This is a genomic window from Shinella sp., assembly GCF_035998705.1.
In the GTDB taxonomy this organism is placed as follows: domain Bacteria; phylum Pseudomonadota; class Alphaproteobacteria; order Rhizobiales; family Rhizobiaceae; genus Shinella.
Window position 1 is genome coordinate 55,353 of record NZ_DASYHH010000016.1, and the last position, 24,744, is coordinate 80,096.

22 protein-coding genes are annotated in these 24,744 nt (G+C 62.8%); 13 read left to right on the forward strand and 9 right to left on the reverse strand.

Annotated features, from left to right (window positions below; all coding sequences use genetic code 11):
- Positions 1-62 precede the first annotated feature (62 nt).
- Positions 63-1,274, reverse strand: a complete 1,212-nt coding sequence (locus tag VGN93_RS12740; protein WP_327507775.1) for an acyl-CoA dehydrogenase family protein — start codon at positions 1,272-1,274, stop codon at positions 63-65.
- 192 nt (positions 1,275-1,466) lie between these two features.
- Here VGN93_RS12740 and VGN93_RS12745 point away from each other — a divergent pair, with 192 nt between their 5' ends.
- On the forward strand, positions 1,467-2,882 hold the full coding sequence (locus VGN93_RS12745) for an LLM class flavin-dependent oxidoreductase (protein WP_327507776.1): 1,416 nt from the start codon (positions 1,467-1,469) through the stop codon (positions 2,880-2,882).
- Positions 2,883-2,931: 49 nt separating this feature from the next.
- Positions 2,932-4,374, forward strand: coding sequence for an FAD/NAD(P)-binding protein (locus VGN93_RS12750; protein WP_327507777.1), 1,443 nt, complete (start codon positions 2,932-2,934; stop codon positions 4,372-4,374).
- Positions 4,375-4,452: 78 nt separating this feature from the next.
- Here the strand turns inward: VGN93_RS12750 and VGN93_RS12755 are convergent, their stop codons facing one another.
- From VGN93_RS12755 to VGN93_RS12775, 5 genes are all read right to left on the reverse strand, one after another.
- Positions 4,453-5,559 (reverse strand): glycerol dehydrogenase, encoded by a 1,107-nt coding sequence (locus tag VGN93_RS12755; protein WP_327507778.1) that lies wholly within the window; start codon positions 5,557-5,559, stop codon positions 4,453-4,455.
- A gap of 10 nt (positions 5,560-5,569) precedes the next feature.
- Positions 5,570-6,358, reverse strand: coding sequence for a glucose 1-dehydrogenase (locus VGN93_RS12760; RefSeq protein WP_327507779.1), 789 nt, complete (start codon positions 6,356-6,358; stop codon positions 5,570-5,572).
- Between the two features lie 25 nt (positions 6,359-6,383).
- A complete protein-coding gene (locus tag VGN93_RS12765; RefSeq protein WP_327507780.1) occupies positions 6,384-7,922 on the reverse strand; it encodes a GMC family oxidoreductase in 1,539 nt (512 codons plus the stop codon).
- A gap of 71 nt (positions 7,923-7,993) precedes the next feature.
- Positions 7,994-9,535, reverse strand: coding sequence for an altronate dehydratase family protein (locus VGN93_RS12770; RefSeq protein ID WP_327507781.1), 1,542 nt, complete (start codon positions 9,533-9,535; stop codon positions 7,994-7,996).
- A complete protein-coding gene (locus tag VGN93_RS12775) occupies positions 9,535-10,212 on the reverse strand; it encodes a GntR family transcriptional regulator (RefSeq protein WP_327507782.1) in 678 nt (225 codons plus the stop codon). The genes VGN93_RS12770 and VGN93_RS12775 overlap by 1 nt, the downstream gene beginning before the upstream one ends.
- 227 nt (positions 10,213-10,439) lie before the next feature.
- Between VGN93_RS12775 and VGN93_RS12780 the strand changes: the two genes are divergently transcribed.
- The 8 genes from VGN93_RS12780 to VGN93_RS12815 all read left to right on the forward strand — a co-directional run bounded on the left by VGN93_RS12780 (position 10,440) and on the right by VGN93_RS12815 (position 18,635).
- Complete coding sequence (locus tag VGN93_RS12780; protein ID WP_327507783.1) at positions 10,440-11,552, forward strand: iron-containing alcohol dehydrogenase; 1,113 nt, start codon at positions 10,440-10,442, stop codon at positions 11,550-11,552.
- Positions 11,553-11,643: 91 nt separating this feature from the next.
- The gene (locus VGN93_RS12785; protein ID WP_319315149.1) at positions 11,644-12,687 is read left to right on the forward strand and encodes a sugar ABC transporter substrate-binding protein; all 1,044 of its coding nucleotides are present in this window, start codon (positions 11,644-11,646) and stop codon (positions 12,685-12,687) included.
- Positions 12,688-12,788: 101 nt separating this feature from the next.
- Positions 12,789-14,309, forward strand: a complete 1,521-nt coding sequence (locus VGN93_RS12790; RefSeq protein ID WP_327507784.1) for a sugar ABC transporter ATP-binding protein — start codon at positions 12,789-12,791, stop codon at positions 14,307-14,309.
- Positions 14,306-15,280 carry an ABC transporter permease gene (locus VGN93_RS12795; protein WP_327507785.1) on the forward strand — a complete coding sequence of 325 codons (975 nt, stop codon included), beginning with the start codon at positions 14,306-14,308 and terminating at the stop codon, positions 15,278-15,280. The genes VGN93_RS12790 and VGN93_RS12795 overlap by 4 nt, the downstream gene beginning before the upstream one ends.
- Positions 15,277-16,287 carry an ABC transporter permease gene (locus tag VGN93_RS12800; protein WP_327507786.1) on the forward strand — a complete coding sequence of 337 codons (1,011 nt, stop codon included), beginning with the start codon at positions 15,277-15,279 and terminating at the stop codon, positions 16,285-16,287. Before VGN93_RS12795 ends, VGN93_RS12800 begins: the two co-directional genes overlap by 4 nt.
- Before the next feature lie 19 nt (positions 16,288-16,306).
- The gene (locus VGN93_RS12805) at positions 16,307-17,338 is read left to right on the forward strand and encodes an aldo/keto reductase (protein WP_327507787.1); all 1,032 of its coding nucleotides are present in this window, start codon (positions 16,307-16,309) and stop codon (positions 17,336-17,338) included.
- A gap of 21 nt (positions 17,339-17,359) precedes the next feature.
- On the forward strand, positions 17,360-17,782 hold the full coding sequence (locus VGN93_RS12810; RefSeq protein WP_327507788.1) for an RbsD/FucU family protein: 423 nt from the start codon (positions 17,360-17,362) through the stop codon (positions 17,780-17,782).
- A 22-nt stretch (positions 17,783-17,804) separates the two neighbouring features.
- Entirely contained in the window at positions 17,805-18,635 is an 831-nt protein-coding gene (locus tag VGN93_RS12815; RefSeq protein ID WP_327507851.1) for an amidohydrolase family protein, read from the forward strand.
- Positions 18,636-18,654: 19 nt separating this feature from the next.
- Here VGN93_RS12815 and VGN93_RS12820 read toward each other — a convergent pair whose 3' ends face one another.
- The 3 genes from VGN93_RS12820 to VGN93_RS12830 form a co-directional block, all read right to left on the reverse strand.
- Entirely contained in the window at positions 18,655-19,305 is a 651-nt protein-coding gene (locus tag VGN93_RS12820; protein WP_327507789.1) for an HAD family phosphatase, read from the reverse strand.
- Positions 19,305-20,786 (reverse strand): FGGY-family carbohydrate kinase, encoded by a 1,482-nt coding sequence (locus VGN93_RS12825; protein ID WP_327507790.1) that lies wholly within the window; start codon positions 20,784-20,786, stop codon positions 19,305-19,307. The genes VGN93_RS12820 and VGN93_RS12825 overlap by 1 nt, the downstream gene beginning before the upstream one ends.
- A 78-nt stretch (positions 20,787-20,864) precedes the next feature.
- On the reverse strand, positions 20,865-21,716 hold the full coding sequence (locus tag VGN93_RS12830) for a DeoR/GlpR family DNA-binding transcription regulator (protein WP_327507791.1): 852 nt from the start codon (positions 21,714-21,716) through the stop codon (positions 20,865-20,867).
- Between the two features lie 228 nt (positions 21,717-21,944).
- On the opposite strand from VGN93_RS12830, the gene VGN93_RS12835 reads away from it, so the two are divergent.
- The 3 genes from VGN93_RS12835 to VGN93_RS12845 all read left to right on the forward strand — a co-directional run bounded on the left by VGN93_RS12835 (position 21,945) and on the right by VGN93_RS12845 (position 24,719).
- Positions 21,945-22,745, forward strand: coding sequence for an SDR family NAD(P)-dependent oxidoreductase (locus VGN93_RS12835; RefSeq protein WP_327507792.1), 801 nt, complete (start codon positions 21,945-21,947; stop codon positions 22,743-22,745).
- Between the two features lie 69 nt (positions 22,746-22,814).
- Positions 22,815-23,915 (forward strand): ABC transporter ATP-binding protein, encoded by a 1,101-nt coding sequence (locus tag VGN93_RS12840; RefSeq protein ID WP_327507793.1) that lies wholly within the window; start codon positions 22,815-22,817, stop codon positions 23,913-23,915.
- Positions 23,916-23,918: 3 nt separating this feature from the next.
- On the forward strand, positions 23,919-24,719 hold the full coding sequence (locus VGN93_RS12845) for a carbohydrate ABC transporter permease (protein WP_327507794.1): 801 nt from the start codon (positions 23,919-23,921) through the stop codon (positions 24,717-24,719).
- Positions 24,720-24,744 lie beyond the last annotated feature (25 nt).

A 24,744-nucleotide genomic window follows, 5' to 3' on the forward strand; every position in this document is an offset into this window, starting at 1 on the left:
TTTTTATGCGAGAACGAAAAAGGCGGCCGGTGGCCGCCTTTCCTTTCTGCTGGCTGGTCGCCTCAGCTATAGAGGCTCGGCTCCGGCACGCGGCCGTTAAGCGCGAAATCGCCGACTTCGCGTGCCTTGTAGAACACCGGGTCGTGCAGCGTGTGGGTGCGCACGTTGCGCCAGTAGCGGTCGAAACGATAGTGCGAGGCCGTCGAGCGGGCGCCGGTCAACTCGAAGACACGCGCGGTGACGTCGAGTGCCACATGGGTGGCGTTGACCTTGGCCGCATAGGCCTCGATCGCCGCTTCGCCGCGCTCCTGCGCGGTAACCGCCCGGCCACGCGCCAACACCGATTGCACGGTGGACGCGGCGGCATCGGCAAGTGCTGCGGAGGCCTTCAGCGCTGCGCGGAATTCGCCGATGCGCTCCAGGATATAGGGGTCCTCGCTCGCCTTCTCGACGCCGGAGGTCAGCCAGGGACGGGTCGTCGTGCGCACATAGTCGATGGCCGTATCGAGTGCGCCTTCCGCCGTGCCGATATAGAAGTTGACGAAGACGAGCTGGATGAGCGGCGTGTTGAAGGTCGCCTGCACCGCAGGTGCGGCATCCCTGGCCGCAAGCGGCAGCAGGAAGTCGCTCTCATAGACCGGGAAATCGCGGAATTCGACGCTGCCGCTGTCGGAGAGCCGCTGGCCGATATTGTCCCAGTCGTCATTGGCCACATAACCCGGGCGATCGGTCGGCAGCACGAGATTGGCGATCTGGTCGCCGAAAGCCGCATTGGCATTGAGGCGGTCGGAAATGTGGGCACCGGTCGAGAATGTCTTGCGGCCGCTCAGCAGGTAGTGGTCGCCGTTCTGCGTCAGCGTCAGGCCCGGATCGCGCGGATTGACGGCGGCGCCCCAATAGAGCGTCTTCGCCACGGTCTCGACGCCGAGGTCCCAGGCCTTGTCCGGATCGTCCGCCGCCCAGTAGACGTACTGGCTGTTGACGAAATGGTAGCCGAGGAGCTGGCCGATCGAGCTTTCGCCACGCGCCAGGATGCGCACCAGCCGAAGCCCGTCCACCCAGTCGAGCCCGCCGCCGCCGATCTCCACCGGGTGCAGGGCGTTCAGCAGCCCGTCCTTCTTCAGCCGTTCGATTTCCGCAATCGGCGGCCTGCCTGCCGCGTCCAGTTCCGCGCCACGGCGGGCGAGATCGGCGGAAATCTCTTCCGCCCTGGCAAAGAGCCGCGTGCGGTCGTCCTGAAGGTCGGGGTCCTTGAGAAGGTGTAGGGCGTTCATGGCGGATCTCCTGTTTCAGCGCCGTTCGGCTGCTCGGCCCGCATTTTCCCCGACGCGCGATCCCGGAGCCAGCAAAGCCATTTCCGAAATTAATCCATATAAAAGATAGAATTTCTGTATTTGTGCGAAGCAGGCGTTATCCTCCCCCAAAGTTCGATGCCATCCGGCATCCTCAAGACGCTGGAGAACTCCATGGCCCGCCCCATTCGCTTCAACGCCTTCGATATGAACTGCGTCGGCCACCAGTCGCCGGGGCTATGGGCGCATCCCCGCGACAAGTCCTGGAAATACAAGGATCTGGACTATTGGCAGGATCTCGCCCGCACGCTGGAGCGCGGCGTCTTCGACGGCATCTTCATTGCCGACGTCGTCGGCTATTACGACGTCTACAAGGGCTCGAACTACCACGCCATTCACCAGGCGGCGCAGCTGCCGGTGAACGACCCGTTGCAGCTCGCGGCCCCCATTGCGCTTGCTACCGAGCATCTCGGCATCGGCATCACCGCCTCCACCTCCTTCGAGCATCCCTATACCTTCGCCCGGCGCATCGCGACGGCCGACCACCACTCGAAGGGCCGTGTCGGCTGGAACATCGTCACCTCCTATCTGGAGAGCGGTGCGAAGAATGTCGGGCAGGGCGGCCTTCGCCGGCATGACAACCGCTACGAGGTGGCCGCCGAATATGTCGAGGTGCTCTACAAGCTGCTGGAAGGGTCCTGGGAAGAGGGGGCGGTGGTGCGCGACGGCGAGAAGCGCATCTTCACCCATCCGGAAAAGGTCCACGAAATTGCCCACAAGGGCAAATTCTTCGACGTGCCGGGCTACGGCCTGACGGAACCCTCGCCGCAGCGCACGCCCGTGCTCTACCAGGCGGGCGCTTCCGGTCCCGGCAAGGCTTTCGCCGCTGCGCACGCGGAATGCATCTTCGTCGCCGCGCCGACCAAATCCGTGCTGAAGGCCTATGTCGCCGATATCCGCCAGCGCATCGCCGCCGCCGGGCGTGATCCGAAGAAGGTCTTCATCTATACGCTGGTCACCATCATCACCGACGAGACGGAAGACAAGGCGCAGAAGAAGTTCGAGGACTACAAGAGCTACGTCTCCTATGACGGCTCGCTCACCTTCATGTCCGGCTGGAGCGGCATCGATTTCGGGCAATATGCCCCGACCGACGTGGTGGAGCGGATCGAGACGAACGCCATCCATTCCTTCGTCGAGCACATTGCCGGCGGCGACAAGTCCTGGACGATCGACGAACTCGCCCAGTTCGGCGGCATCGGCGGCATGGGGCCGGTCTTCGTCGGCTCGCCGGAGCGCATTTCCGATATCCTGCAGGAATGGGTCGCCGATACCGACGTCGACGGCTTCAATACCGCCTATGCCGTGACGCCGGACAGTTTTGAGGATATCGTCGCCCATATCGTGCCGGAATTGCAAAAGCGCGGCGCCTACCCGACCGAATACAAGCCCGGGACATTGCGCGAAAAGCTTTTCGGCGACGGTCCCTATCTGCCGAAGACGCATCCAGCCGACGGCTACCGGGACATCGAAGCGGTGAAGCGCCGCGAGGCCGAAGCGGTGCCGGCTCTGAAGACAGTGGGTGCCTGACATGCCGGCAGGCTTGGCGTTCGAGGAAGGACAGGCGGGTTTTCAAGCCGTGAGCAATGGATCAGCCAGACCTGTCGTGGCGGTTATCGGCGGTGGTTTCACCGGCGCGGCGCTCGCCTATCATCTCGCCTGCCTGCTTCCGCTCGGTGAAGCGACGATCGTCGTCTACGAGCCGCGGGCCGTGCTGGGCGGCGGCGTCGCCTATGATACGGACGAGCCCGTCCACCGCATCAACGTGCCGGCGGCGCGCATGACGCTCGTTCCGGGCGACGACGAGCATTTCCAGCGCTGGCTTTTCGAAACCGGCGCGCTTCTGGACGATCCGGACGCGACCACAACCGACGGTCACGTCTTCGCGCGGCGCTCGGCCTTCGGGCGCTATGTTTCTTCCCAGCTTCAGCCGCTTATCGCGGCGGGCAGGATCGAGCACCGTCGCAGCCGCGTTCGCGCCGTAACGGAGGTTGAGGACGGGGTGTGGCGCATCGCGGCCGACGACGGTTCGGAGCTCTGGGCCGACCGTCTGGTCCTGGCAACGAGCCATCCGAGCCCGCAGCCCCCGGCGGCTCTCGACAGGGCGCTCGCCGGGCATGATCGCTACATTCCCGATGCTACCCTTCCGGGGGCCTTGTCGCAGATCCGGTCGGATGATCGCGTGCTCGTCGTCGGCACCGGCCTGACCGCCGCGGATGTGATCGCCACCCTCGACACTATCGGGCACCGGGGCCTGGTGACGGCCGTTTCGCGCCGCGGGCTGCGCTCCCGGGGCCACAATCTTAACCCCCAGGACCCGTTCGGCGATTTCGTCGATCCTCCAGCCCGCTCGGCGCATGCCCTGCTGCGACGGGTTCGCCGTACCCTTGCCGAGGCCGAAGCATCGGGCGTGACCTGGCACGCGGTGTTCGATCGGCTGCGCGGGCAGGGCGGCGACATCTGGCGCGCGCTGCCGGTTGTCGAGCGGCGGCGCATCGTGCGCTTCCTGCGGCCCTATTGGGACGTGCACCGATTCCGCATCGCACCGCAGGTGGAAGCGGCCATCGACCGGCGCAAGGCGGCCGGCACGCTTGTCCTTCACGCCGCCTCCATCGCCGGTGTGAAACAACAAGCAAACGGCGAAATCGCCGTGACATTCCGGCCCCGGCACGGGCGGGAGCCGTTCGAAAGACGCTATGACGCCGTCGTCGTGACGACCGGCCCCGGCCACCGGTCGATCCTCTCAAGCCAGCCGTTCCTGGAAGGCCTGGCGCTGGCAGGCGTGCTGCAACCCGACAGCGTCGGCCTCGGCATCGCCGTCGACGGACAAAGCCGCGCCATCGGCTCGGACGGGCGCACAGCACAAACCCTCTTCATCGCCGGCCCCCTGGCGCGCGGTACGTTCGGAGAACTGATGGGACTACCCCAGGTAACCGACCACGCCGTTTTCGTCGCGACCCGCATCGCGGATGGAATCATCGATGTTGCAAAGCCTGGCGCGCTTGCGCGGCCGGCGACCTAGAGCATTTTCAGCCGACGCGGCATCGCTTCAGCATCGGATATGGTGTTCGTCTCGCTGAAAATCTGGCAGCGCGCGACGTTAGGACCTGCGCTCCAGCAAATGCCTCGCCAGCACGTCAGCGGTGCGGATTGCATCGGCGACGATGCGGGCATTCAACACCCGCGGGACGGAGTGGATCACGCTGGATGGATGCATTGCCGTCTCGCCGACGCGCAGGAGATCGGCGTCGGACACATCCTCAAGTCCAAGATCGGCCAGCCGGACAGGCAGTCCAATGTCCGCACAGAACAGGATTGCCTCCTCGATCTCCTTCGGGTCACGATTTTCCAGCACCAATAGACCGATGATGCCGAAGGCGACCTTTTCGCCATGGAAGAAATGATGCGTCGGCTCCAGCACCGTCAGCGCATCATGGATGCCATGGGCCGCGGACACGCCGCAGTTTTCAAAGCCGAGGCCGGAGAGAAGCGTGTTTGCTTCGATGATGTTCTCCACCGCTTCCGTGAGGCAGCCGGCCTTGGCTGCGAGATACGCTGCTCGTCCGTCTCGCAGGAGTGTCTCGTGGCAGGCCCGAGCGACATGAGCGCCGGCAATCGTCGGTGCATAGCCGTCGGCAATGTAGTTGTTTGACCGGCTTTCGAAATTCGAGCGCGCCTCGAACCAGGTGGATAGCGCATCGCCCATGCCAGCCGCGAGAAAACGCACCGGAGCGCGAAGGATGATTTCGGAATCGACCAGCACGACGTCCGGATTGCGATAGCAGCGCTCGACACGGTCATAGACGCCCTCGGCCGTGTAGATCACGCCGATGGAACTGGTCGGGCTGTCGGTCGATGCGATGGTCGGGACGGTTATGATACGCGCACCGATCTCGCGAGCGGCGATCTTGCCGGTATCCAGCGTCTTGCCGCCTCCCACACCAATCACCACGTCGACGTTAGAGCCGAGTTGCGCGCAACGTCTGACCTCGACATCCGTGGATTCGCCGCCGAAGACGGTCGCCACGGCCTCGACACCGGCCCTGGCCAGCGAAGCACGCAGCGCCTCGCCATAGGTCTTGTCGACGAAGGCATCGGTCAGCAGCAGGGCTTTTTTCCCAAGCCCGGCTGCATAGGTGCCGAGGTCCTTGAGAACTCCCGGCCCCTGCACGTAGCGCAACGGGCCGCCAAATCCGCGAGTGAGCATTCTGTTCTCCTTAGCGCAGCGTCAGGCCGCCATCGATGGTAATGATTTCGCCGGTCGTGAAACTCGCGGCGTCGGAGGCGAGATAGACGACTGCCCCGACCAGTTCGGTCACGTTGCCGATGCGGTTCTGCACGGCGCCTTTTTCCCAATGGTCGCGCACGACATCCGGGTGCTCCTTGAGCACTTCATCGGTCAATTCCGTGCGGATGTAGCCGGGCGCGATGGCGTTGACGCGGATGTTGTGCTCCGCCCATTCTGTTGCCAGCGCCTTGGTCAGCATGTGCACGCCGGCCTTGGAGACATTGTAGGCGGCATGACGGAACGGCCAGTTGACGATGCGGCCCGACATGGAGCCGATCGAAATGATGCTGCCGGATTTCTGGGCGATCATCTGCCGGCCGGCGGCGCGCGAGACCAGGAAGACGCCGTCGAGATTGACCGCCATGGTGCGCTGCCACGTCTCGAGCGAACAATCCTCGGCTGGTGCCGGAAGGACGATGCCGGCATTGTTGACGAGAATGTCGACCCGGCCGAACGCTGAAACCGTCTCGGCGATCAGTCGGTCGGCGTCCGCTTCGACGGAGACGTCGGCCTTGATGGCCTTGCTCTTTCCGCCGGCCGCTTCGATGGCGGAGACGACGGCCTCGGCGCGATCGGCGGCCGAGTTGTAGTTGACGACGACGGTCGCCCCTTGCGCCGCCAGTCCTTTCGCCAACGCTTCGCCGATGCCCCGCGATGCGCCTGTGACGATGGCAATCTTGCCCGAGAGGTCGAAGAGACCTCCTTGAACAGCATTCATGTTTTCCTCCCGAAAACGGCGCGGCTCAGGCAGCCGTGCTTGCCTTGAGAACGTTGTTGGCGATGTGCTCCGCCACACGGATAGCCTGCGCGACGATGGTCAGCGAAGGGTTGAACCCGGTGGAAGAGGGCAGGAAAGACGCGTCGACCACGTAGAGATTGTCGACGTCCCAGATCTTGCCGTAGGGGTCCAGCACCGAGGTCGCCGGGTCGTTGCCGAAGCGGGCGGTGCCGCATTGATGCATGGACACGGTGATGTCCATGCGCTGGGTGATGACGATCGGATAGCCGATCGATCGCATGATCCGTGTCCAGTGACGCACAAGCTCATTGTGGGACGTCAGGTTGTTGGGTGTGTAGTTGACGCGGATCGTGCCGTCCTTGTCGAGCGTGACGCGGTTCTCGGGCCGCGGCAGGTCTTCGGACATGATCCACCAGTCGACCGAACGTTCCGCAAACAGATCCATCAGCCATTCCGGAATCCATTTGGCATTGGCCGTCAGCATGCCGCCCTGCAATTTTCCCAATCCCTGGACATTGCCCATCGGCCAGGGGCGATGGGCGTTGGCCAGGTAGAAATCGTTGATCGCCATCGATTTCTGGAACTTCACCCGGTTTTTGCGCAAGGGGTTTATCGCCATCATCGCGGTGTTGTTGTGGGCCATGTAGTTGCGACCGAGCTGGTCGGACGTGTTGTTGCCCAGTCCGCGCGGATGTTTTTCATTGGCGGAGCGCAGCAGGATCGCGGTCGAATTGATCGCACCTGCCGATGTGATGAACAGGTCGCCGGAAATCACCCGCGTCGCACCGGCCTGTTCCACCTCGATGCCGGTGACCTGCCGTCCGCTGCCGTCGGTCAGCATGCGCAGAACCTTGGTGTCGAGCACGAGATCGACGAGGCCGGTCGCAAGCGCTGGCCCGACCAGGCGGATTTCGGCGTCGTTTTTTGCGCCGAGCTTGCAAGCGAAGCCATCGCAGGTGGGACAGCGAATGCACTTGCCGCCATCGTGCCGGTCGATGGCGATCGGCAGTGGAAAGGGTCGCAATCCCTTGCCGCGCAGTTTTTCGGCGACGGCTTCGATCTCCGGTTCGTGGCCGATGGCGGGGTAGGGCATGGGGCCGGAGCGCGGCGGCTCGATGGGATCGGCCCCGGCGGTGCCGTGGGTTCCCATCAGTCGCTCGGCTTCATCATAATAGGGCGCGAATTCGTGATAGCTGACCGGCCAGGCGGGCGCGATGCCGTCCTCGTGTTGCAGCTCCTCGAAATCCTCCACCCGGAAACGCACCGTGGCGGCGCCGAAGAATTTGGAGTTGCCGCCGACATAATAGAAGGTCGAGGGGGTGAAAGAATTGCCGCTCTTGTCTCGCCAGGTTTCCTTCGTCGTATATTTGCGCTGGTGGAAGACGGCCTTGACGGACCAGTTGTCGGCCTCTCGCGGCAGATAGTTTCCACGCTCGATCATCAGCACGCGGGCGCCGGTTTTCGCCAGCCGATTGGCCATCGCGCCCCCGCCGACGCCGGCGCCGACGATCACCACGTCATAGTGGGTGTCGATCGTGTTCATGATAGTCTCCTCCAGGCCGCCTTCACGACGGGCGGCGAAATATAAGTTCCTGTGCCGGCAAATCCGGCTTGTCACATGACGGCGCCGACCTGCCAGGGCACGAATTCGTTATCGCCGTAGCCGAGCTCCTCACTGCAGGTCGGCTTGCCGGAGGCGGTGGCGATCATCAGATCGAAGATGCGATGGCCGAGGACTTCGATGGTTTCGGTGCCGCTGACGACCGTGCCGCAGTCGATGTCCATGTCCTCGACCATGTGCCGGTACATCTCGGAATTGCTGGCAAGCTTCAGCGATGGTGACGGCTTGAAGCCCGAGACGGATCCGCGGCCGGTCGTAAAGGCGATAAGATTGGCGCCGCCGGCGACCTGGCCGGTGACCGCAACCGGGTCATAGCCGGGCGTATCCATGAAAACGAGGCCCTTTTCGCTCACCCTCTCGGCATATTCGTACACCGCATTCAGCCGCGACATGCCGCCCTTGGCGACCGCGCCGAGTGATTTTTCCAGGATGGTGGTCAGCCCGCCCTGCTTGTTGCCATGGGAGGGATTGTTGTCCATCTCGGCACCGTTGCGGGCGGTATAATCGCGCCACCATTCTATGCGCTCGAGCAGCTTCTCGGCCACGGCCGGCGAGGCCGCGCGGCGCGTGAGCAGGTGTTCGGCGCCATAGATTTCCGGCGTTTCCGCAAGAATGACCGTGCCGCCGTGGCGCACGAGAAGGTCGGCCGCGAAACCGAGGCCAGGATTCGCCGATATGCCGGAATAACCATCCGATCCACCGCATTCCAGCGCGAGCGACAAGCCGCTTGCCGGCTGGGGCGTGCGCTCGATGGCACCGACGATGGGCATCATCTCCTCGACGGCGCGGATGCCGGCCTCGATGGTGCGCCGGGTGCCGCCGACAGCCTGGATGGTCATGGTGCGAAGCCGGTCGGTTTCGCCCAGTCCCTCGCGCCTGAGCAATGCAGGGATCTGGTTGGTCTCGCAGCCAAGGCCGATCATCAGGACGCCGCCGACGTTGGGATGGGCCGCATAGCCGGAAATCGTGCGGGCGAGGTAGTCGTAGCCCTCCGTCTTCGTGTTGAAGGCGCAGCCGCCGCCATGGGTGAGGGCGATGACCCCGTCAACGCCAGGATAACGCTCCACGACACCGGGAAGCGAAAAGTGCTGTGCTACCGCCTTGGAAACGGTGGCGGAACAGTTCACCGACGAGATGATGGCAATGTAGTTGCGGGTTCCGACACGCCCGTCCGGCCGGGCATAACCCATGAATGTCGCGCGCTTGTCCTCGTCAACCATGTCCGGCACCACCGCATCGGCGCCGATCGCATAATCGCGCGTGAACTCGCCGACCGCCAGGTTGTGGCTATGCACATGCGCCCCGACGGCGATGTCGTCACTGGCAAAACCGATGGTCTGCCCGTATTTCGTGACGGCCTGGCCGCGGGCGATGACTGCGGTGGCGATCTTGTGGCCGCGTGGAATCCGTTCCAGGGGCCGAAGGCCGTCGATGTCCGGCATGGCGGCGGGCTCGATCTGCTCCCGGGCAACGGCGACATTGTCGGCCGGGTTCAGCCGGATGAGTGGCGAAATATAGTTGTGCGTGTCGACCATCAGGAGGCGTCCTGTGAAAACATGCTGGTTCCTTCCTGATAAAGCCTGGCCATGACGTCGAAGGACGATTCCAGATGGATGCGCATGGCGAGCTCGGCATGATCCGGCTTGCCCGCGCGGATCGCCGCGACGATGGCAGCATGCTGTTCGGTCACCATGGCCAGATGGCCGGGCACCGGTGCGGAGAGCTGGCGCATCCTGTCGAGGTGCACTTTGGCCAGGGTTATGAACTTCCAGATGCGCGGCATGCCGCTCAAGCGGGCAATCGCCTCATGCAGCATGTCGTCCTCCTCGAGATAGAGTTCGAGGCGACCCGTGTCGATCAGCACCTGCATGCGCTTCACGATCGCGTCGAGCTCGGCGCCGGCCGCGTCGTTGTAGCGTGACGCTGCACGTCGGACGCTCTCGATCTCCAATGCGCGGCGGATCACGAATCCCTCCTCGGCAACCTGGAACGAGATGCCGCTCACATAGGTCCCCGAGTGCGAGATGACATTGACCAGCCCTTCCTCGGCGAGCTTCTGAACGGCCTCCCGGACGGGTGTTCGCGACACGGAAAGCTCAGCGCAGATGTCCTTCTCGACGATGGGGGCACCCGGCTTAATCTCCAGCATGATGATGGATCGCCGTAACAACTCATATACTTGCGTAGCTTTCTGAGTGGACTGTTTGTTCATGCCGCTTCCTCTAATAACTGCAATTACACACAGTTATTGGGATCTTGCAATTAATTTTTCGCTTCCCGTTGACAAACTCATATATCTGTAGCCTCTATAACTCATATATGAGCTGCCTCATCGCCGGACTTTTACCGATGGGTGGCAGGAGAGCGGCGCAGCATTCGCGCCGAGCAGGAGAGAGCCATGACCGACCGCGCAATCGCGCCTGCTCTACAGGTGAGCCTGTGAGCATCATCAACTATTTGACGCGGATCGAATTCGGCGAAGGCGAGATCGTTCGCTTGCCGGAACTGCTTGCCGCCTTGAAGGTGACGCGGCCATTGATCGCGACGGACAAGGGCCTCGTCGCCTCCGGTCTCGTCGATAGGGTCGCCGCGCTTTTCGGTGACGGTGTCGTCGTGTTCGACGGTACGCCGGCCAACCCGACCGAGGACGCCGTGATCGCCGCACATGATCTTTATGTGAGGAGCGGGTGCGACGGCATTGTCGGCCTCGGCGGCGGATCGTCGCTCGATCTGGCCAAGGCTGTACGCCTTTTGACCGGTCACGAAGGCCCGCTTGACCAATATACCGCAGTCTCCGGTGGCGTAGCGCGTATCCACGGCAATATCTGTCCGATGGTTGCCGTGCCGACCACCTCCGGCACGGGTTCGGAAGTCGGCCGCGCCGCCGTGATCATCACGGCGGACGGGCGCAAACTCGGCATCCTGTCCGGCTTCATGCTTCCGTCCATCGCGCTCTGCGACCCGGAACTGACCTATGGCCTGCCGCCGCGGCTGACGGCGGCGACCGGCATGGATGCCATCTCGCATTGCCTCGAAACCTATATGGCCCCGGCCTTCAATCCGCCCGCTGAAGCAATCGCGCTCCATGGCCTGGACTGCGGCCTCGGCGCCATTGAACGCGCCATGGCCGACGGTGCGGACAAGGCCGCGCGCCGCGACATGATGGTATGCGCCCTGGAAGGCGCGCTGGCTTTCCAGAAGGGTCTGGGCGCAGTGCACGCACTGACGCATCCCCTCGGCGCGATCCGCGAACTGAACCTGCATCACGGCACACTGAACGCCATCCTGATGCCGGCCGTGCTGCGCTTCAACCGCGAGACGATCGGCGCGAAGTGGGATGTCCTCGCCAGGCGCATGGGCGGCACACCGGACGAGGTGATCGCCGCTCTGAACATGCGCATCGGAATGCCCTCCGGGCTGAAGGAGATGGGCGTGACCGAGGCGATGATGGAGGCGGTGTCCCACGCCGCACTGAAGGACCATTGCCACGCGACCAACCCGCGGATCGCGAGCCAGCAGGATTATCTGGAAATTCTTCGCCACGCCGCATGAGGCATGGGGCGAGGGGAGGAGCCAGGCGGGCTGACCCGCCTGGTATGTTCAAGTTCGAATAGGGCCGTGTGCCCGATCTTGGGAGGGTGAAATGACTGAAGAAACGAAAAACACCGATCGCGTCGCGAGCTTTGGCGGGTTTCGTCTGACGCGCCGCGGTCTTTTGTCGGCAGGTGCCGCTGCCACCGTCGCAGCCACGCTGGCACGGCCCGGGTTTTCCTTTGCGCAGAATGCCGAGAAAAACTTCTGTGCCTCGCTCGGCTGGACGGTCTGGGAATCCGGTCGTCACATCGTCAACGGCTACAAGGACGCCGTCGAGCGCCTAGGCGGAAAGCTGACCATAGCGGACGCCAATTACGACATCAAAAAACAGGCCGACCAGATTCTCGCTTTCGTGGAAGCCAAGCCGGCTGCGATCTTCATTACGCCCGCTGACGCGGCTGCGATTTCGCCGGCCGTACAGCAGGCCGTCGCCTCGGGAATCCCGATCTTCGTCGGCGACTCCTATGTGCCCGGCGTGACCGTCACCTCGACCGCGATGTCGAACAATTTCGGCCTCGGCGCCTACCCGGCCCAGTATATTGCCGACCAGCTCGGCGGCAAGGGCAAGGTGGCCCTGGTATCGCTGCCTTCGAACGAAAGCTGGGACCAGCGCACGCTCGGCGCCAAGTCGGTCTTCGTTCGTTATCCCGATATCCAGATCGTCTCGGAAATCGCCTTCGCACTCGGCGGCTCGACCACGCCGCGGCAGGTCGTCGATCAGATCCTCACCGCCAATCCGGAACTGGACGCCATCTGGTGCGCCTGGGATGGTGCGGCTTCGGAAGGAACGCTTGCCATTCGCGCTTCTGGCCGCAACGTCATCATCACGGGTATCGACGGAGGCCAGCAGTCGTTCGAATATATCAAGGCGGACTCGCCGTTCAAGCTGACCATGGCGCAGAGCTTCTACGAGATGGCCTATATGAACGCCTACTATGCCCAGGAAGTCGCCGCCGGCCGTCAGGCGCCGCGCTTCGTCATCACGCCGTCCTACGCCGTGACCAAGGCCTCGCTCGATCCGCTGGATGCGATCCCGGATACCTATGACGTGCCGGGCGAGGCTGCCAAACTCGGCTGGAGCCGCGTGCTCTGAGGCGAACCGCCTGAGGGATTGACTGTTTCCTCCCGAGGCGGGTGACGGCACACAATTGCCGCCACCCGTTTCGGCGGAAAGACATCGAGGAGGATCGGATTTTGACTGGTGATACGGGCGTGATCCTCGCAATGCGAGGAATCCGGAAGCGCTTCGGCGATGTCAACGCGCTGGAAGACGTCGATTTCTGTCTGCGCGAGGGGGAGGTTCACGCCCTCCTCGGGATCAACGGGGCCGGCAAATCGACACTGATCAAGATCCTGTCGGGCGTTTATACCAAGGACGCCGGTTCAATTAAAATCGCGGGCCAGTCCTATGAACTCGGTTCGCCGCGAGCGGCGATCGAAGCTGGCGTGGCCGTCGTCCAGCAGCATCCGGAACTCGTCGGCGACCTCACGGGCGCCGAAAACATCTTCCTTGGTCACGAGGGTCGCCGCCCGGGTTTGTTCTCGCGCATCAATCGCCGCGATATCGCCGCGCGCGCCGAAGCGATGCTCGCCCGCTTTCCGATCGATATAGACCTTGGCCGAAAGGTCTCGGACATGCCGGCCGTCGATCGGGAGATCGTCGCGATCCTCCATGCTCTGCGGCTGGAAAAGGCCCGCATCCTCATTCTCGACGAGCCGACCTCAACCTTGACCGAGCGCGAGAAGGCCTCGCTGTTTTCCATGATGCGAACGCTGAAGGCAGCCGGCATCGCCATCATCTACATCACCCACCGTCTGGAAGAGGTCTTCGAGATCGCCGACGGGTTCACCGTCTTCCGCGGGGGGCGCAACGTCGCGACCCATACGGTCGCCGAAGCGCGCGCGAAAAAGATATCGATCCCGAACCTGATGCTCGATTCCGACAAGGGGCTTACCTTTCCACCCCGTTCGGAAACAGACGACGGCGAGATCGTGCTGGAGGCGAGGGCGCTGCGCGCGGAAGGCCTTTTCCGCGATGTTTCCTTCACCGCCCGCAAAGGCGAGATTCTCGGCATTTTCGGGCTGGTCGGTTCCGGTGTCGATGAATTGTCGAAAGCGCTCTTTGGCGTCGTCACGCCGGACGGCGGTGAAATCCGCCTGAAAGGACAGCCCGTCCGGTTCCGCTCGGCGGCGCAGGCCCTGAAGGCCGGCATCTTTCTCGTGCCGGGGGACCGACGCACCGAGGGCCTCGCCATGAATGAGGACGTGGTGTTCAACACCACGCTCGCCAATCTCGACCGTGCCTCGCTCGGCGGCTTGCTGCGCTTCCGTGACAACCGAAAGCAGTCGGCAGCGCTTGCGGCCAAGGTCGATCTGCAGCCCCCGAAGCTCGATCGTCCGCTGCGCGGCTTTTCCGGCGGAAACCAGCAGAAGGTCGTCATTGCCAAGGGTCTCTACCGCCAGGCCGGAGCCTACATTTTCGTCGAGCCGACGGTCGGTGTCGACATCGGCGCCCGGTCCAAGATCTACAGCCTGATGCGGGAAATCTCGCGCGAGGCGGCTGTCATCGTCATTTCGTCGGATTGCGACGAGGTGCATGGCGTCGCAGACCGAACGCTGGCGCTCTACAAGGGACGGCCGATCGGTGTTCCGGATCGGACAACCACCCGCGACCAGTTGTTGTCCGCGGGCATCATGGGGGAGATGACGGTATGATTTCCGGCCACCTTGCGTTTCGCCTGTTGGCGTTCATCGTGCTTGTCGCCGTGATCGCCGGTATTTTCTGGACGCAGAATTCGGCCTTCCTGTCGGAAGGCAACCTTCGCGCACTGATGCGCCACATGTCCGTGCAGGGATTGGCGGCGCTGGGACTGACCTTCGTCATCGTCGTGCGCCAATTCGACCTCTCTTTTCCGGGTATCGCATCGCTCGGCGCGATGACGCTCGGCTGGCTGATCGCCATCGGCATGCCGCTGCCCGTTGCCATCGGAGGCGGGCTTGCCGTGGGCATAACCTTTGGACTGGTCAACGGTATTGCCGTCGCGCGTTTCGGCCTGCCCGACATCGTGACGACGATTGCCACCGGTGGGCTCGCCATCGGCTTTTCCTATTTCTATTCGAACGGCACGTCGATTTCCCAGAACTTCTTCATGTCCGGCATCCTCGATCTCAACGACCGCAAGATCATTGGTCTCGACATGCCCTTCGCCATCCTGATGGCGGCCGCGATCGCCGGTTTCGTGCTGTTGCATGCCTCGCGCTTCGGTCGAGGGTTCTATGCAACGGGCGAAAACCGCGTCTCCGCACGCTTTTCCGGTGTGCCGACACGTCTGCTTATCGTTGCGGCCTTCGCGATCTGCGGCATGGCCGCCTGCCTGTCGATCACGCTTCTGGTGGCGTCTTCCGGGGCTGCGAACGTCACGGCAGGCAACCAGCTCCTGATGCCGGCCTTTGCCGCTGTCTATCTGGGCGCAGCACTCTTCGGGCGGCCATCTATCGGCGCGACGCTCGCCGGCACGCTGATGATGTCGACCATGCTGAACGGGTTCACCCTGCTTGCCATTCCCTATTATTATTCGGACGCCATTGTCAGCACGGTCCTGATCGCGGCCATCGCGCTGTTCGACCCGCGCGTTTCCGGCCTGTTCCGCAATCTGTTTGCCGCACGGAAGGACAAGATCGTATGACGGACCTTGCCGCCTCCTCCACCCACGCCCGCAGGGCCGCACCGGTTGCCCGCAACGGCAGCACGCTCGCTCGCTACGGCTTCTTTCTCCTGATACTCGTCGTCTTTGCGGTTTTTGCCTGGCTGCGGCCCACATTCGTGTCGGCTGGCAACATTCACGGCATGCTGATGTCCGCCTCCATTGCGGCGTTGATGTTCCTCGGGTTGACGTGGATCGTAGCCGCCGGCGAAATCGATGTCAGTTTCATGTCGGTGGCGGCTCTGTCCAACATGCTCGTTGCAGGACTTGTACAGGCGGGTGCCGGCTGGGAGTTGGCGACGCTTGGCGGGCTTGGTGCCGGTCTGGCCTTCGGCCTGCTGAATGCAGGCCTCGTGGCAGGCCTCAGGCTGCCGGCGCTGGTGATTACCATAGCGACCGGAGCGCTCGCCGCCTCGATCGCTGCGGCCATCGGCCTCGGAACGTCGATCTCGCTCTCCTCCACCGGTTTCGTCGGCCAGATTCTCGGCCTGCGCCTCGGTCTGGTCCCGCTGATCGCGGTCATCGTCGGCCTGCTCTATGCGGCATCCTGGTTCGTCCAGGAGAAGCTCACCTTCGGACATTATATCTATGCCCTCGAGCAGAATCGTGAGGCGGTGGTGGAGGCCGGCGTGCCCGTCAACCGCATGCTCTTCATGCTCTACGTTCTTTCTGGCATCGTCTCCGCGCTTGCAGGCGTGCTGCTGGCGGCAAACCTTTCGTCCGGTCAGCCCTATCTCGGCACGTCCTATTTCCTCGACGGCCTGACCGCTGTCCTCCTCGGTGGCATGGCGCTCAAGCTCGGCAAGCCGAACGTCCTCGGGACGCTGGCGGCGGTCATCTTCCTGATCGGCCTGCTGAACGGCGCCGCCCTGCTGGGCTGGACGGACAGCGAGCGACAGATCGTGCGCGGCAGCCTGCTGCTCGTCGGCGTCGGCCTCGTCGTTTTTGCCCGCAACCGCAACCGCAATCAACGCCGCGCCCACACTTGAGCGGCTTCCAGGAATGAACATGGTGCTGACTGCAACCTCCCGCCGCAAGATCGCTTCGACCGGCCTCGAAGTCACAGCGCTCGGTATCGGCTCCGCCCCGCTTGGCGGGCTCTATGCCGATGTGCCGACAGGACAGGCGCTGGACATGCTTCAATCGGCGTGGGATCTCGGCATACGATATTTCGACGCCGCACCGATGTACGGCCTGACGCGGTCGGAACACCTTGTCGGCCAGGTTTTGCGCGAGCAGGACGGCAGCCACGTCCTTTCCACCAAGGTCGGCAGGCTGATGACAACGGAGCGGGCCGGCCGCAAACTGCCGCCGGAGCCACCGAAAAACCCTCTCGACCCGGGCTGGTGGAACGGCCTGCCGTTCCGTGAGGTGTTCGACTACAGTTATGACGGCGTGATGCGCAGCTATGACGACAGCCAGCAACGCCTCGGCACGAACCGCATAGACATCCTCTATGTTCACGATATCGGCCGCATCACCCATGCCGAGCTTCACGACCATCACTGGGGCGCACTGACGAAGGGCGGCGGTTTTCGCGCTTTGCAGGAGCTGAAATCCGCAGGCGACATCCATGGTTTCGGTCTGGGCGTCAATGAATGGGAGGTCATCCGGGACGCCCTCGAAGAGACCGATCTCGACGTTTCCATGCTCGCCGGCCGCTATTCGCTGCTCGATCGGGATGCTGGCGAGACCTTTCTGCCGCTGGCGCAGAAGCGCGGCATGTCGCTGGTGCTGGCCGGCGTCTACAATTCCGGCATTCTCGCGGCCGGCAGGGATGGGCGGAAGAAGTTCAACTATGCCGACGCCGATCCGAAGGTGGTCGCCCGCGTCGAGGCGCTGCGCGCCGTCTGCGATGACTACGGCGTTCCGCTCGCCGCGGCCGCCATCCGCTTCCCGATGCGCCATCCGGCCGCCACCTGCGTCGTGATCGGTGCCAAGACGGCGGCGCAGCTCAGGCAGAATGTCGAATGGTTCGACACCGATCTGCCAGATTCGATCTGGGTCGATCTCGACACCGCGCTGGCAAAAGCCGGCTGACCATCAAACGAAGAGAGTACCATGCTGAAATCAATCAATCCGCTGCTGACCGGTGAACTTTTGGCCATTCTGTCCGACATGGGCCATGGCGACGAAATCGTCATCGTCGACGCCAATTTCCCGGCCGATGCCGTGGCGCAACGCCTGGTGCGCCTGCCCGGCATCAGCGCGACAGACACGCTCGATGCCGTGCTTTCCGTCTTGCCGCTCGATGATTTCGTCGATCTGCCGGCCGCCGTGATGGACGCGCCGGGCGATCGTCCCGCAATCTATCCCGAGTTCGAAACACAGCTGGAAAAGGCGGAAGGCCGTGCCATTTCCCTTGATCCGATCGACCGTTTTGCCTTCTACGATCGCGCCAAGGAGGCCTATGCCGTTATCGCGACCGGCGAGCGGCGGCTTTATGCCAACATCACCTTGAAGAAGGGCGTACTCCGCGCCTGAAGCGGGAAATGGAGTGAAGAACATGCTCGACGCGCATCAGCATTTTTGGGCCGTGGCTCGCGGCGACTACGGCTGGATGACGCCCGATCTGAAGCCGTTGTTTCGCGATTTCGGCCCCGACGATCTCTGGCCCCTGATGCAGGCCGCCGGAGTCACCCGGACGGTGCTCGTGCAGGCGGCCGAAACGGAGGAGGAGACCGATTATCTGCTCGGGATCGCAGCCCGGACCGATTTCGTTGCCGGCGTCGTCGGATGGCTCGACATGCTGGCGCCGGATTTCTCTCGCCGGCTGGAACATTACGCCGCTCAGCCGAAATGGATTGGTCTGAGGCCGATGCTCCAGGAGCACGATCCAGCGCAGATCGCCGACCCACGATTTCGCGCCTCGCTTGCCGAGGTCGCACGCCGCGGCATTCCCTTCGATATCCTGACGTTTCCGCGACATCTGCCGGCAATGGTCGAAGCGCTTCACGCGACACCCGGTCTGCGCGCCATCCTGGACCATATTTCCAAGCCCGACATGACGAAGCCGGTCGATGCCGACTGGGCTTCGGGGATCGCATCGCTTGCCGCCATTCCGGGCCTGCACTGCAAGATCTCCGGCATGGTGACGGAAGCGGGCACTGATTGGTCGATCGATCGTATTCGCCCTTTCGTCGAACACGTCGCCGAACAGTTCGGACCCAGCCGCCTTGTCTTCGGTTCCGACTGGCCGGTCTGCACTCTCTCCGCGACGTATGCTGAAGTCGTCGCTTTGGCTCATTCAGTTTTGAACGACCTTTTTGGGGCCGAAGACATGACGGGCATAATGCAGACGAACGGTTTGAGGTTCTACGGGCTCCAGATGCGGTAGTTGACGCTTCGAAATCGTCTCAGCGATCGAGCTGCAAGATTTCATCCAGAAGAGCGATCCGAAAATCCGGCTCGTCGCCTCCGCTCTGCGCATTCGTCGAGCCATTGCCGAGCAGGGCCACCTGCATTCCCGCGGCGCGTGCGGCGCGGGCACCGGTAAAGCTGTCCTCCACCACCAGGATGTCAGCGGGATCGATTTGGACAAGCTGGGCTGCCCGTAAATATGATTCCGGCGAAGGTTTGCCTTCGTTCACATCGTCGAGCGATACCGACGCTTGCATCAGTGCCGTCACGCCGATGGCGGCCAGATTGGCGTCTACGACCTCCCGTGCGGAGTTCGAGGCGCAGACTTGCACCACGCGCATTGAATCAAGCGATCGCATCGTTTCGACCGCGCCAGGGATAGCTCTGAGTTTTTCAACACCTGCCGCATAGTGTCGATTGATCCGACGATGAAACTCCGCCTCCGCCAGCGTCTTTGGAAGATGCTGCCGGAGCTGTAGCCAGACGTCTCGCAAATGCACGCCGATAAACGTTGTTTCGGGAAGGGCGCGCAGATCCAGCCCTTGTTCGTCGCACGTCGCGATCAGCGCCTGATGATGCAGCGGCTCGCTGTCCACCAGCGTGCCATCGATATCCCAGGCGACCGCTTTCCAGGGGAATGTCTTCATCAGTGCATGCCCTGAACGCGGCGATAGAGATCTCGAAACGTGGCATAGCCGCGACTGTAGGTTTCACGGTTGTCGGAGTTGGGGGTGAACAATGTATCGCGGGTGGTGAACGCGATGATACCGTCCCATTCCGCGGCGCCAAGGCCGACCGCTGCCGTCCAGGCAGCGCCGAGGCATGAGCCGGGATGACCGGCAAGACGTTGAAGCGGCTGGCCGAGGACGTCGGCGACAATGCCCATCCAGACGGAGGATTTCGCCCCGCCATCCGACACGAGAAAGCGTGTCGTCTGATGCCCCGCCTCGTTGAGGATTTCGATGTGGTGACGGATTGCATAGGCGTAGGATTCGAGCACCGCGCGCCAGATGTGGCCGAGGTCGTGAGATAGCGTCAGTCCGTTCAAGACGCCCCGTGCGAAAGGGTCGTGCAGAGGTGTTTTCTCTCCCAGCAGATAGGGCAAGAAGGTCAGGCCCATTGCGCCTGCCGGTCTCTCGGCGGCCATGGCGTCCAATGCGGCGTGCACCGAGCCGTTCAACGGCTCGATTCCGCCTGCAAAGGTTTCGACAAACCAGTTCAATACCGAGCCGCCGGTCGACATGCAGCCGTTCGGCAGCCAGAGGCCGGGGACGAGGTGATAATCCAGGAAGAGCCGCGGATCGGGTTTAAGCACCGTGGTTGCGGTGAGGATATCCACTGCGCCACCGAACTTCAGCAACACATCGCCGCTGCGCACCACTCCCGCTCCCAGGCAGGAGGCGATCATGTCTGCCGCGCCGCCGACGACCGGCGTACCTGCGGCCAACCCCGTTTCGCGCGCGCAATCGGCGGTGACATGGCCCAGGACCGCCGATGAGCCGATCAGAGGGGGCAGGAGATGCGGCGGAATACCGGTCCGTTCCGCCTGTGCCAGATCAATTCGACCGCTGGCGACATTGACGATGCCGGCCTCCAGAGCCCAATTCTGCTCGACCGCGGCTTTGCCGGTCAGACGATAATTGATATAATCGTAAGATCCGAAGAGCGTCCTTGCTTTTGCCAATGTCTCGGGCTCGTGCCTTGCGAGCCAGCGGATTTTTGCACCGACAAGCTGCTGGTTCACGCCGCAGCCTGCCGCCTCCAGAAATGCGGCTTCATCGACGTCGCGTCGGATTTCCTCCACCTCGGCACCGGCGCGACCGTCGCTTTGCTGAATCGAGCGGCGAAGCGGATGCCCGGCTTCATCGAGAAGCACCGTGGCGGGGAGCATTCCGGCAACACCTATGCCCGAGATGTCGGCGGCTTCGATGCCGGACTGCGCCAGGAGGTCAGGAATGATGGCGCAGCAGTTTTGCCACCACTCCGCCGGGTCTTCCTCTGCCCATCCGGGCTTTTCCGAATAGAGCGCCACCGGCCGCGAGGCGAGGGCCAGAACGTTGCCCGAGGTATCGACAAGAATGCCGATGGTGGAGGTGGTGCCGATGTCGAGGCCAAGAAAGACGTTCATTCTGCGGTGGGTTCCGAAAAATAGAGTTTGTCAGGGAAAGTGGAAACCGGTTTTCCCGAAAAGACATACTCTAGAGGGTTACAAGGGATCGGCGACGATGACGCGTACGCCTGCCGCGTCCAGCACGGCAGCGAGATCCGGCGGAGGCGGCGCATCCGTGATCAGCGTCGTAATTTCAGACAGGGTGGCAATCAGAACCGTCGAAATCCGGCGGAACTTGGTGCTGTCCATCAGGAGAACACGTTCGGCGGAGCGTTGCAGAAAGACCGTTTTCACGGCCACCTCCTCGGGCGAATAGTCGAAGACGCCTTCGGTCGTCATGCCCGATGCGCTGAGGAGCGCCACATCGAAATAGTAGCGGGAGAAGCCGTCCACGGCCTCTTTGCCGGTCAGCGACATTTCCTCGGCGCGGATCAGCCCGCCGCTCATGTAAATCGGGATTCCGGCGCGGGCGATCACCATCCCCACGCGCAAACTGTTCGAGAAGGCGCGCAGCTGGGTGTCCGGCCCGGCCTGAACGATGGCATGGGCCGCGGCAAGGACGGTGGTGCCCAGGTCGAATGCAATGGCTTTGCGCCCGGAAACGTAGCGGGCTGCGGCCTGCGCGATGCGGGCCTTGCGCTCGGCGTTCTGGCGCGCCCTCGCTTCGAAGATCGGCTCGACATCATCGATCACGGTCAAAGGTCCGCGCTTCAGGCCGACCGCGCCGCCATGGACACGCTCCAGCAATCCGTCACGCTCCAGTTCGGCGAGATCGCGGCGCACCGTCATGTCCGAAATGCCAAATTCCTGCGCGATATCGGTGACCGAGATCGAACCGCCTTCCTCCAGTCGCTCGAGAATACGGACCATGCGTGCCCGCGCAGGCGCCCGGACGCGTTCTCGCGTGGGTGAGGGGGTGTTGGCGGTCGTCTTTTCCAGCTGTGTCACGTCTATGGCCGTCCCAAATCCGACTGAATGCGATGTCCCGAGCTGGTAGCACAGACCAGAGTGATTTTCCCGGCGTTTCCATTGGCAGATCACCTGCTCGCAGGCTGAAAAGGGGTGCCGTTTCGATCACATAACAACATATAGCGGAAAAATATCGAACACAAGTGAACATTTATGTTGCAATCGGCGCCACAAATTGTTTGATTTCGTGCAATTGGAGAAATGGATATGCAACCAAATCAACTTGCCGATCAAAAACACCCGGGGTTGGCCCGCAAGCGGGCCATCGTGACCGGCGCTGCGACCGGCATCGGCTTCGCCATTGCCAAGGCGCTTGCCGCGCAAGACGTTTCGGTGGTCATCGCCGACCTCAACCTCGAGGCTGCGCAGGCCGCCGCCGCCTCGCTTGGCGCGGGGCACCATGCCGTCAAAATCGACGTGCGCGAGCGCGCCTCGGTGCAGGCGGCATTTGACGAGGCGCTGTCATCCTTCGGCGCGCTCGATATCTGCATTGCCAATGCAGGTGTATCGACCATGCGCCGAGCGGTCGATCTGAGCGATGACGACTGGGACTTCAACATGAACGTCAACGCGCGCGGTGTGTTTTTGACGAACCAGGTCGCGGTGCGATATTTTATTAAAGAAAACAAAGGTGTTATCGTCAACACGGCGTCGCTCGCCGCCAAGATCGGCGCGCCTCTTCTCGCCCACTATTCGGCTTCGAAGTTCGCCGTGGTGGGTTGGACCCAGGCTCTTGCACGCGAACTTGCGCAGCAGGGTATCCGCGTCAATGCAGTCTGCCCCGGCTTCGTCCGCACATCGATGCAGGAGCGCGAGATCCTCTGGGAAGCCGAGTTGCGCGGTATGACGCCTGCTGAGGTGGAAGAGGATTACATTCGCCAAACGCCTCTGGGTCGTATCGAGACCCCCGAGGATGTCGCGGGTGTCGTCGTCTTTCTCTGCTCCGATGCGGCGCGCTTCATGACGGGCCAGGCCTTGAACGTCACCGGCGGCGTTTATACCACCTGACCCCATGATTTGTTCGAATTTGTTCGATTTTAAGCCGCATCCCAACGCCACTCTGTCCATGAGGCTACCTTGACCGCGATCACACTCGACACCATCAGCCGTGAATACGGCAGCGGCGTATTCGGGGTGAAGGATGTTTCCCTCACCATCGAAGAGGGTGAGTTCATGGTGCTGCTCGGCCCATCGGGCTGCGGAAAATCCACGACGCTCAGGATGATCGCCGGCCTGGAAGAGATTACGGCTGGACGAATAAGGATCGGAAAACGCGACGTCACCGACCTGCCGCCCCGCGCGCGAAACGTCGCCGTCGTGTTCCAAAGCTATGCTTTGTATCCGCATATGTCCGTGCGCGAGAACATGCGTTTCGGGATGAAGATGCGCGGCACGCCGCTCGCCGAGCAGGATGTGAGGATCAAGGACGCTTCCGAGATCCTGGGACTTGTCCCCTATCTCGATCGCAGACCGGGCGCGCTTTCGGGTGGCCAGCGTCAGCGCGTGGCGCTTGGCCGGGCGATGGTGCGCGAGCCGGATGTCTTCCTGATGGACGAGCCGCTTTCGAATCTCGACGCCAAGCTGCGCGGCGAGATGCGGCAGGAACTGGTAAAGCTGCACCGCCGCCTGGGAAAGACCATGGTCTTCGTGACCCATGATCATATCGAGGCGATGACCATGGGGGACCGGATTTGCATCATGCGGGACGGCCACATCGAGCAGGTTGGTGCTCCGCTCGATGTTTACGCCAACCCGGCCAATACGTTCGTGGCGCAGTTCCTTGCTTCCCCGACGATGAACCTCGTTGCGGCGCGGCTGTCCGTTGCAGCGGGCGTATTGTCGATCGATGCGGGGCCGATCGCGGGCGTTCTGCCGCCGGCCCAGTCGGCGCTCTACAGCCATGCCGCCTCGGAACCGGCCATTCTCGGCCTGCGTGCGGAAGATGTGCTGACGGAAGCGACCTCCGCAACCTTGCCCTTCACCGGCAAGGTGGTGATGCGCGAAGCCCTTGGTGCCGAGAACCTGATCGGGGTCGAGGCCGGGGGCGCCACCCTGTCGGCCCGTACCGGGCGGCATTTCCTGCCCGATTTCGGGGATCAGGTCACGCTTCACGCCGACATGTCGCAGATGCATCTGTTCAACGCCGCCTCGGGTGCGGCCTATCGGCGAAAGGCGTAAGCGATGGCGCGCCGCATCCTTTCCCATGTCGGGCTGACGATTGCCTGCCTGATCGTGCTCCTGCCGATCCTGTGGGTGTTGCGCACTTCTCTGGTGCCGGAGCGGGCATCCTATTCGATGGCGATTTTGCCGGAATTCACCCTCGATAACTATCGAGCGTTGTTCGTCGAGAAAAATTTCGGCACGAACTACCTCAATTCGCTGATCGTCGCGGTCATGTCCGTGGTGCTTGCCATGCCGCTTGCCGCCATGACCGGTTATGCATTCGCCCGTTTTCAAACCGGGGGAAAGTTTGCGCGGTTTGCGACGCTGGCCAGCCAGATGCTGCCGCCCGTCGCGCTCGCGCTGCCGGTGTTCATGCTCTATCGCATCACGGGGCTGACCAATTCGCTGACGGGGCTGACGCTCGCCTATGCGGCCATCAATCTTCCCTTCCTGACATGGATCCTGATGGGATTCTTCGAATCCATTCCGGAGGATCTGGAAGGGGCGGCCATGACCGACGGCGCCACGCGCTGGGGCGCTTTCTGGCGCATCGTGCTGCCGGTGGCAGCGCCGGGCATCATGGCCGCTGCGGTCCTGGGGTTCATCCTGTCGTGGAATGAATTCCTCTTCGCGCTGATCCTTGGCGGCTCGAAGACGGCCACCGTGCCAGTGGCCCTTGCCGCGTTGCAGACCTCAAACGGCGTTCAGATCGCCCAGGTCTCCGCGGGTGTCTCGCTCGCGATCCTGCCGCTGCTGATCGCGGTGCGCTTTATCCAGAAGTATCTCGTACAGGGCCTGTCCTTCGGCTCGGTCAGATAAGTGTCTTCAAGACTACATAAGCAAA